Genomic DNA, 10,002 nt, shown 5'->3' on the forward strand with positions numbered 1-10,002 from the left:
GGTGCTGCGGTCTCGTCAACCATGGGCACCCCTCAGACGACGCGGCCGAAGACCGGGAAGACGACCTTCTTCTCGAGGTCGACCGCCCCAGCGGCCTTGAACAGGACGATGTCCGCCGGTGTGATCACCGCGTGCAGGTCCGCGGCCAGCTCATCGAACCTCTCGTAGTGCCGCACTTCGACCCCATGCTCATGGAGTCGCTGGGCTGCCAGCAACATGCCGGGGCCGGAGCAGACCACGAGGTCGACGGGGTAGCGCGCCAGCAAGTCGCCCACCGCGCGATGGTTCTCGTCGAACCGGTCACCCTGCTCACCCATGTCACCCAGCACGGCGATGCGCCGGCCGTCCGGTTCGATCGGGATCTCGCAGAGGGTCTCGACCCCGGACTCCAACGAGATCGGATTCGAATTGTAGGCATCGACGAGCAACGAATAACCGCCGACCTCGACGAAGTTCTGGCGAGTCGAGGATGCACGATGACGCGAGAGTCCCGCGACTATCGTCGGAGCGGGGATGCCGGCCTCTCGGCCTGCAGCGAAGGCACCCAGCGCGTTGCTGACGTTGTGCATACCGCGGCTGTTGATGACCACCGTGTGCACCCCGTCCGGACCGACGATCTCGAACTCGAGGGCGTCTCCCACCCGTCGGATGTCCCGCGCCAGGTAGTCGACGTCCCGGTCCTCTGTGCTGTACCGGACCGTGCGGACGTCCGGCCGCTGTGCGCGCAGATGCGGATTGTCGTCGTTAAGGATGAGCACGCCGCCGGTCCTCATTCCGTCGATGATCTGCATCTTGCCCTCGATGATCGCTTCGAAAGTTCCCATCTGTTCGAGGTGTGCCTCACCAATGCTGGTGATGATGCAGATGTCCGGCTGGATCATCGTCGAAAGATTCTTTGCGGCGTCCGGTGAACCTCCGTGCGCCTCCTGCACGTACGCCTCATCCTCCGGCGCGAGCTTCTGTACGACGAGCCCCGCCGTGCGCTTCGTATTGAAATTGCCTTGTACGTTGAGAGTCCGGAAATGCCGGCCGAAGACCTCGCTAAGCATCTCCTTCGTGGTGGTCTTCCCCGCAGTACCTGTGACCGCGACGGTGACCGGAGAATAACGCTCTCGGATCGCGACCATCATGGCGTTGAGTGCGTTCCAGGGGTCGTCGACGACAAGAGTCGGGAGCTCGGCGTGAGGTTCGAGTGCGACCGCCATGAGCGCGCCCGCCGCCACGGCTTCGTCCATCGCGATCTCGTCAAAATTTCGGTTCTCAGCAGTCCGACTCGCGAGGACCGCGACGCAGCCCGGAGCCAGATCCTCACGTCTGACGACGATGCTGTGAACCGGTTCGTCCATGGAGCCACCCAGCCGGACGACATCCTCCGCACTGAAGCCGACGCCCAGAGCCCGGGCGATCTCCGCCGGAGAGATCTGCGGCCTCATGTGAGTATTGATCTTGACACGTCGCGACGGATCCAGGCTTATCCCGTCACCCAGACGATTGGCCACCTGTTGCGGGCCGTTGCCGAACGGAGCCGGGTCAAACTCACTGATGTAGAACTCGTGCGCCGGGACGACTGGTCCTCTGGCACCGCGGAATGCGTGGAAGCGCTGGAGCGGGATGTAGGAGTCGTCCACAATAACGCCACCGTCCGCCCCCGGCCGCACGACGATCCGCAGCAAAGCCGAGGCCGTTTCCTCGCCTGTGCCGGAACCAGCGATGAGCGTGCCCAGACCAGTGGCGATCGGTACCGTGCGACCGTCCGACGTCTGATGTCGAACGTATCGCGACACGACATTCGGAAGTGTGCAGACGACATAGTCCACGCCGTACTCGGCCATGGCCTCCGCAGCCGCGAGTCGATCCGCACGTGTGAGCTGAGTGCCGGCGGCCCTGCAGTCGAGATAGCTGAGGACGAACTGGGCACCAGTCTCACGAGCTTCCCGGATCGACGCCCGCACACGATCCTCATCCATCACGTTGAGAAGCCGATCAGCGCCCTCACCCGTGATGACCTCGCGGATCCTGTACTCGTTGACCGTGTGCGATAGAACCGCGATCCGGAGACCATTCACGTCGAAGAGCGGGGTCTTCGCGCGTCCTAGTCCGCTGGGTACGACACCTCGCTCACGCACTGCGCGCTCCGTCGACGCGATGCCGCGTACGCCGCCGTCAAGGTTGTACGGGTGTGCGAGCGCAAGGCAGTCGAATCCCGCGTACTTCAACGCATCGACGTACTCCGACCTCGCATTCGCGTAATGCCTGCCCGCGTACACCTTGGGCATGGACGACAGGGTAGGAAATTCGTCTACAACCATGACGCCTAGACTGCCGACCGCCAAGTCCGCAGAGTCCAAGACCCCGCGGAGGTGACGGAAATGGGTTCGGAACTCGTATACGTCACCGGCGTGGGCGTTCCGCTCCAGAGTCCGGTCATACGTCAACGAACCTCCGCACATGATCACGGCCTCGCGACGTGCAGTGTCCTGAACTCGCCTCCAGACCTGGCTCGCTTCGTCGTACTCGAAGTCAGACTCATCAAGGGATCGACGCTCGGTTTGCACGGCGAACGGTGGCTCGTTCACGGAGTACGCACCTACGAGATCCTCGTCGTCAGCGCATGGAGCCTTGTCAGTGCCCCGACCGATGGCGTGGCCACCGGGCCGTTCCAGTCGCAGATACTGCCGGCCCATCGTCGTCTCGATCCGACGAATGTCGCTCTCGGCCTGGACTGGGCTGTAGTCGTACGCTCCGTCCAACAGCGCCGAGCAGGGCACCACGCGCGCATACTCTCGGAATCGCTCGCTCGTCACGATCCGGCAGGGGGTGTACCCGTCAGCCGCGACGACAACTCGCCCCGCATCATTGCGCGTCAGGGTAAGGGAAGCGATGAACGTATCGTCGGTGTAGGGCTTGTACTGATTGATGTCCGAGAGGAAGTTGCCGCCGGAATACACAACCGGCACGCGTCGACCGTCCCGCGATCGCAAGACACTGTAGGGTTGCGGGCAATGCGAATGGGAGCCGAAGATATAGTCCGCTCCCGCATCGGCAACTGTTTGGGCGAAGTCCGCCTGGCGCTTCGTGACGCGATCTGTGTACTCACGGCCCCAGTGACAGTACGCAAGGACGAACTCGGCTCCCGCCGCTCGCGCGGCGGCGATGTCTGCTTCAACTCGTTGTGCGGACAGCCCGTTTGCAAACGTTGCGAGCGCCTCATCCGTGAAGTTGGCTTGCTTCATCTTCTGCCGCGCAGGGTCGAGGTGCGCGACGATGCCGATCCGCATGCCCCTGATGTCGAACAGCAGATGTCTGGGTTCATCCTCGTGGAGTTGCATGCCGCCGTGGACGAGCTGCGCCTCGTGCATCGCCGCGATTGTCTCGACCACACCCTTCGCCCCTGTGTCGTACATGTGGTTCTGCGCGTTCATGACGACATCGAAACCCGCATTGCGGACTGCAGAGAGAAATGCCGGAGGAGCATTCAGATACGGTCGGTCCTCGATGTAGCGGGACTCCTGCATGAACGGGTAGGACGACGCAACCATCGCCTCGAGGTTTCCGATCGACAGGTCCGCTGGCCGCAAGAGCTCCTTGATGTCATCAAAGGCACCCTCGAAACTGAACTCTCCGTCGCGAAAGGACGCCTGCTGCTGGTAGTAGCTGCACATGAGGTCGCCGACCATCGTGATGGTGACGTCCCCGGGCCCCAGCTCATCCCGGTGCCGATACACCGCACCGTCTCGGACGAGGCGGCTGGTGGCTGCAGGTGGGACCAGCGCTGAATTGTCGACACGGACGGTCTCGTGTGTGGCCGGACGGACCTCGGACCGTGAGAGGAAGTTTTCCAGTTCTGCCGGCGATGCAAGTAGGTCCTCCACGGTCATACCGTCGGTGACACCGAAGGCGGATGAAATCGCTGGACCAGTGGCCTCCAACGACTCGACCGGCACGCTGTTCTCGCGCGCATATGCAACCGCTGCACTCCCGTCGACTCCCACGACGGTCGTCGACCGTTCGAACACCTCGGCGCCCAGCAATCGTGCACTCTCCGGCACCCGCAACCTGGCGAGGGAGCTGCATCTTGCGAATGCTCGATCGCCGATCGCGGTCATACGTGAATGCAGCCACACGGAGCTCAGTCCCTCACATCCCTCGAACACCGATGTGGGGAGCTCAGTGACCTGGAACGGGATGACGATACTGCGCAATGATGCGCAGTCTCGGAAGGCTTCCGCCCCCACATACTCCAACTCTGTGGGAAGCGCCTCCTCGACGAAATCTCGATCCATACGGACGACTGCGCTGATGCCGCGGTTGACAAAGTGCGGGAGCCGCGACAGAGAGGAGCATCCCGCGAATGCGCGTCGACCGACCCTGGTCAGGTTCGGGGAGAGCCACACAGTGTGGAGTCCGGAGCAGCCGTCGAAGGACTGGGCGTTGACGACAGTGAGGCTAGGTGGCAGTTCGATCTCAGTGAGACCGGTGCAGTCGGCGAATGCACCTCTGCCAAGGGTGGTGAGGGACTCAGGGAGGACCACTGCCGTCAAATCCGTACGTCCGCGGAAGGCGTCCTTCCCGACGACCGTAACCGGGACGCCGTCGACCTCGGACGGAATCTCGAACTGCGTGATGTCCGCGGTCCCGCGTACGACCTTGAGCCCGGATTCGACCCGGCGGTACGTGATCCCGTCCCGCTCGAGCGTGCGGGGCGCCGCCGGGGCGGTGATGCCTCCCTGCGGCGCGGTATCGCGTCGCGTCCCGCCCGCCTGCCGGGTCACCGCGTCCGCGGGATCGGTGCAATCCGTCCGCTGCCGCGACTCGGTCCACCGGTCCACTCCGCGCTTCACGGTCCGGAGCGTGCTCGAAACGGTCCTGGTGACCCGGTGTCCCGGGGTCCTCGCGTCGTCAGTCACGACAGGGTCCTCTCATGATCGGTCCCGTCACCGCTGCGGCAGCGAGATGAGGGTGCGGGGCGGGTTCACGTCGTAGCCGTGGAGCCGCTTCTTCTGCTCCAGCTTGTACAGCAGGTAGTCGATGATCTGCGGCGTCAGCTTGTCGATGCGCGGGAAATCGGGGAAGCGATTGATCTCCGGCAGTTTGAACGAGTCCTCCGTCAGCGCCAGGTCGAAGCCCAGGTACTCCAGCTGCGGGATGCTCGCCGCCATCTCCAGCACCTTCGCCTTCGCGGACTCCCAGTTGGGCAGGACGCCCTCCATGAGCACGTCCGTGTCGGGGTGGCGGGGGCACGGCACGACACGGCCGCCGTCCAGCGCCTGGGCGTTGCCGTAGCGGCCCGACTCGATGTCGACCTCCACGAGCAGCCCGCCGGCGGCCGTGTTGTCGACGAAGCCGGACGCGGACGATCCCACGCGGAGGTACGCGTTGCCGATCTCCGGGGTGACGCCGTCCTTCTTGAAGACCGTCACACGCACGGTGTTGACCGACTGGGGGTAGATCCTCGCCAGCTCCGGGTGCATGAGGATGAACTCGGTGATGAGGTATCGGTTCTGCGGATCGGAGATGATCGCCAGCACCTCGTCGCCCGTCGCAGGCTCCCCGTTGAGGGAGTACCCGCCGTCCTCGTAGCCCAGCCGGTAGAACCCGTCTCCGTGCGAGCCCTCATCGGGCTTGAGCGCGAGGACGCCCTTGTCCCGGGCGAGACGCAGGACCTCGTCGAAGGTGTCCCCGTACCCCTCGGGTCGGTCCATCATCGGGATCAGGTGGGCCTGGCCGCCCCGCTGGCTCGTGTAGTAGTAGTACCCCGGCAGGTACTCGTTGAACTCCGCCGCGACGTACTTGATGCTGATCTTGTCTTCCAGCCAGTACTTGTACTTCTTGTTGATGTGCCGCAGCCAGCGATACTCGAAATCGGAGATGAACTGCGTCCGGTTCTCCGGCGTGATGCCGTACTGCGGGATGCGGTACGACAGGAAGCCGTTCCGGTACGCCCAGAACTTCGTCGCGAGCGGCACACCGTTGCGCTGCAACAGGTCCTTCGCCATGTCCTCGAGCCAGCGCACGGACTGGTACGGCACCAGTCCGGACGGGTAGAGCGCGCGGGCGAAGCTGCGCCGGATCCGCAGCTTGGCGTTGTGGAACCACCGGGTCACGCGGGCGGTGAACGTGTGCGTGCGGGCGCGCTTCTTCTCGACGTGCTCGCGCAGGAACGCGACCGTCGCGGGCAGGTAGGGGTACTCCCTGTTGAAGCGCGGCGTGGCGGAGATGTTCGTGATGACGGGCCCGTGGTCCGTGAGCGTCACGGTGAACTGCACGAACTTGAGCTGCGGTGCGAAGGCGCACAGGTCGAGGAGCAGAGCGCGCACGTCGTTCCACTCGTCCACCCGGCCGGTGAAGCGCGCACCGGTGGCGGGGTTCGACGTGACACTCCACAGCTGTCCGCCGATCAGGGCGCGGGCACCGTCGAAGGTCCCCGTCTCCGCGTCGATGCGCGCTTCGAACCGCAGGCGCGCCGCGGGCGGCGCGTCGTCCTCGCCGCCGTCGATCCAGGACTCCGCCGTCGCGTCGGACCGCACCTCCGCGTCCGCCCGGTGGTCGAGCTGCGCCAGGTAGGCATCGATCTCCTCCGTCTCGATACCGGTCCCGCGGCGCCCGTCGCCACCGATGAGCGTGATGCCCGCATCATCGGAGTCGAGGAGTCCGCGGAGCGTCCCGGTCGCCACTTCGTCCCGGGCCACGACGAAGGCCTCCGCCACCTGCGGATCGCCGCCGCTGGGGTTCATCATGGTGACCTGCAGGTCGACGTCGCCGCCGCCCGCCAGATCCGTGAGCGGACCCGTCGCTGCGACGGGCTCGTAGAGGACGAAGAACTGGCCCCGCACGCGCTGGGTGAGGAGGGCGTCGAACTCGTCGTCGGAGAACGCCCGACCGTCGACGGTGAAGGACTCGCCCGTGTGCGCGACCGTGCGGGGTCGGCGTCCGCTCCACGCCGCCGAGGCCATCGCGAGCGGACCGGTCCGCGCCAGCAGCGCGGCGATCCCGGCGACGTCCGTGCCGCACTCGCGGGCGAGCGCGGTGAGCGGGACGATGTGGAGGCCCCCGTCGCGCTGCATGACCTGGTAGTGCATCGTCTCGAAGCGCTGCCGGAACGGTTCGAAGACAGTGAGGGACGACACGCAGTCGCGCACCCACTTCCCGTACGTCTCGTTGAGCGGCTCGGCCAGCAGGTAGTCGCGGTTCGAGATGAACCGGTCCTGGTTCTCCGGGGTGATCCCGAACCGGGCCACCGTCGTGGAGACGAAACCGGCCCGATGGTGGCGGGCGCGCACGTAGGCGGGGATGTCCGCGTTGCGGCGGTTGTCGTTGTCGATCTGCTTGACCCACAGCAGCGCCATGCGCCGGCTGAAGCCCGTGGAGCGCAGCTGGAACGCGTGCACCTTGCGCCGCACCCGGTGGATCCGCTTGCGCGTGCGCCGCACTGAGGCGCCGATCCCCGCGGTGTACTCCCGCACGGCGGGCGCGTCCTGGACCGCTGCGGTCAGGTGTGCCCACCCCGCATCGTCGAGTCGTCCCGCACGGGGATAGAGCGGGTCCGGCACGATGTCGACGATCGTGAACTCGTCCTCGCCGCGCAGGCGGATGTCGAGCACCAGCAGCCGGAAGCGGCTCGTGTCCTGCGACAGCAGATCCGCCACCCGTTCCCGCAGGCGCGCGGACAGCCGGGGGGCCGTCGCCTCCCCACGCCCGCCCTGCCGCTCGACGGCCAGGACCGCGGCGCGTGCGGCGCCGGTGCGTGCGACCGTGAGGCGGAGGACGTGACCGGCGGCCCGGTCGTGGTCGCCCAGGACGACGCAGCGGCCCTCCCCGGTCAGTTCGTCCAGGAGGGTCAGGACGGCGCTGTCCGTCGCGCTCGTCCCGTCGATGCGGAAGGTGCGTCCGTCCCACGCGAGCGCGGCACCCGCGTCCGCGCCCCACTGCACCGGCGCGATGCGCACGCGGCGCTCGGAGCGGATGAGGTCGAGGATGCCCTGCGGCGTCTTCCCCAGATCGCGCGGGTAGGCACGCAGACGCACGACCTCGAGCCCGTCGCGCGACCGCGCGAGGGTGCAGTACATCGTGGGGGTGTGCGCGGAGATTCCCGGCACCTGCCGGTCGGCGATGACGCGACTGCGCAGCCACGGATGCTTCCGGTTGAAGGGCTGTCGCGCGTAGTAGTCGCGTTCGGCGATCCGGTCCGCGGACTCCCCGGCGGACTCCTGCCGGAATGCGGCCAGCGACCGGCCGGAGCGGTGCGCGCGGACGAGCTCGACCGCGCGCTCGGGACCGTTCCACCGCCAGTCGCCCGCGACGGTGTCGAGCCACCCGGCAGCGGCGTCCGCGGTGAATCCGTGGCGACGCAGAATGCGGCGTCCCACGGCCCTGGGTGCGCGCGACGCCAGTGATCGGGCCCTCTCCAGCACCTCCATCGATCAGGCCTCCTCGACGACGGGAGCGGCAGAGCCGTTCACCGGCGCACCGTCGCCCGGCGCCTCCGCCAGCAGTCGGGTCTTGACCCCGCGCTTGCTGTAGTAGTTGCGCACGCGCGGGTCGTCGAACAGCGGCGCGTGCGACTGCATGACGTTGAGGCCCGTGTTGATGTTCGCCTCCAGCACGACGGGGCCGTCCGGGGAGATGACGATGTCCCAGCCGATGTACTCCATGAACGACAGCGACCGCGCGGAGTGCAGGACCAGATCCCGCACCTCGTCCCACAGCGGCACCTGCACGCCCGTGATCTGCGCCCCGTTGTCCGGGTGCTGGTCGAACCATTCCTTCACGTCGTCGTCCGGCAGGCGCGTCGCCCGGCTGAGCGTGCCCGTCTCCAGGTCGACCCGCGCGCTCAGGCCGCCGCGCGTCCAGTTGTCCGCCGGTGCGGACCGACGGCAGCCGATCCGCTGGACGGCCATCGCGATGAACGGCTCGCTGTTGTTCTCCAGGTCCACCATCGTGAGGACGCGCAGCGTGTTGACGGAGTCCGGGAACAGCGCCGCCTGGGCCGGGTGCTGCACCAGCCCGCGCTCGATGATCATCGGCTTCGTCACCCGCGTGAAGACGGAGGCGGCGGACGTCCGGTTCCGTTCGACGCCGTCGACGGCCCACGTCGTGTCCGAGGTCTTCTGCACCGCGTGGATGTTGTTGCCCTCCGCACCGGCGAGCACCTTGAAGAACACCGTCTCCCCGTGCTCCATCGCGTCGAGGTAGTCCGCGACCCCCAGGCGCCCCTCCTCCGGGAAGAAGTGCACCAGCCCGCGCGAGTACACGCCGATCAGCTCCGGCGACCTGATGTCCATCGACCGCAGCAGCAGGTGCGTCGACAGCTTGTTGTTGATGATGTCCTGCAGCCGGGCGTGCACCATGTTCTTCGTGCGGAAGTACCGGTGGAGGTCCGTCACGTAGCGGTCCGGGTCGTTGCCCTGCTCCAGCTCGTAGAGGATCGCGCTGCGGGACAGGAAGCCCTTGAGCCACCAGCGCGGCCGCCGCTTGTTGAGCGGCACGTCCCACGTCATCTCCTTGCGCCACAGCTTCTTCAGCGCGATCTGGAGGACCCGGGCGGCGCGGTACTTGCGGAACGCCCAGCCGAACGGCGCTCGGATCCGCGAGAGCACGGCACGTGCGGGGTTCTTCGGCAACAGGGACTCCTTCGGTCTCAACGACGGGTTCGCGTCGCGGTCAGTGCGGTGAGGACGGGGTCGGGTTCGCCGGGAACCAGTGTGCGGTCGAGGACCGTCACGACGGCGGCACCGGTCCGGCGCGCCGTCTCGTCCAGTCGCACGTCCAGATAATCGGTCCACCGTACAGTCCTGCGGGCGTCCCACTGGTGAACGGGGATCATCGTATCGATGAACACGCCCCGCTCCGTGGCGGCCGTCACCCAACTGCGCGGCGCCAGGACCGCGGGCCGGAACCGCGAGGTGATCTGAGCGGTGGCCAGCACTGCGTCCAGCGTGGACTCCGGGGTCGACGTCCGCACCGGTCACCACCAGGAGGCTCACCGGTGCGTCCGGGGCGACA

4 protein-coding genes are annotated in these 10,002 nt (G+C 66.7%); all 4 read right to left on the reverse strand.

Going from position 1 to position 10,002, the window contains the following annotated elements; translation table 11 throughout:
• Nucleotides 1-32 precede the first annotated feature (32 nt).
• From HGBR_RS03955 to HGBR_RS20150, 4 genes are read right to left on the reverse strand one after another with little or no spacing between them, the layout of a single operon-like run.
• Nucleotides 33-4,907, reverse strand: a complete 4,875-nt coding sequence (locus HGBR_RS03955; protein WP_019158030.1) for a CapA family protein — start codon at nucleotides 4,905-4,907, stop codon at nucleotides 33-35.
• Between the two features lie 27 nt (nucleotides 4,908-4,934).
• Nucleotides 4,935-8,366, reverse strand: a complete 3,432-nt coding sequence (locus HGBR_RS03960) for a sugar-transfer associated ATP-grasp domain-containing protein (protein WP_147522207.1) — start codon at nucleotides 8,364-8,366, stop codon at nucleotides 4,935-4,937.
• 54 nt (nucleotides 8,367-8,420) lie between these two features.
• Nucleotides 8,421-9,620: a sugar-transfer associated ATP-grasp domain-containing protein gene (locus tag HGBR_RS20145; protein ID WP_019158032.1), complete on the reverse strand. Its 1,200-nt coding sequence runs from the start codon at nucleotides 9,618-9,620 to the stop codon at nucleotides 8,421-8,423.
• Between the two features lie 17 nt (nucleotides 9,621-9,637).
• Complete coding sequence (locus HGBR_RS20150) at nucleotides 9,638-9,961, reverse strand: hypothetical protein (protein WP_019158033.1); 324 nt, start codon at nucleotides 9,959-9,961, stop codon at nucleotides 9,638-9,640.
• Nucleotides 9,962-10,002 lie beyond the last annotated feature (41 nt).

Source organism: Brevibacterium senegalense, assembly GCF_000285835.1.
Classification (GTDB): domain Bacteria; phylum Actinomycetota; class Actinomycetes; order Actinomycetales; family Brevibacteriaceae; genus Brevibacterium; species Brevibacterium senegalense.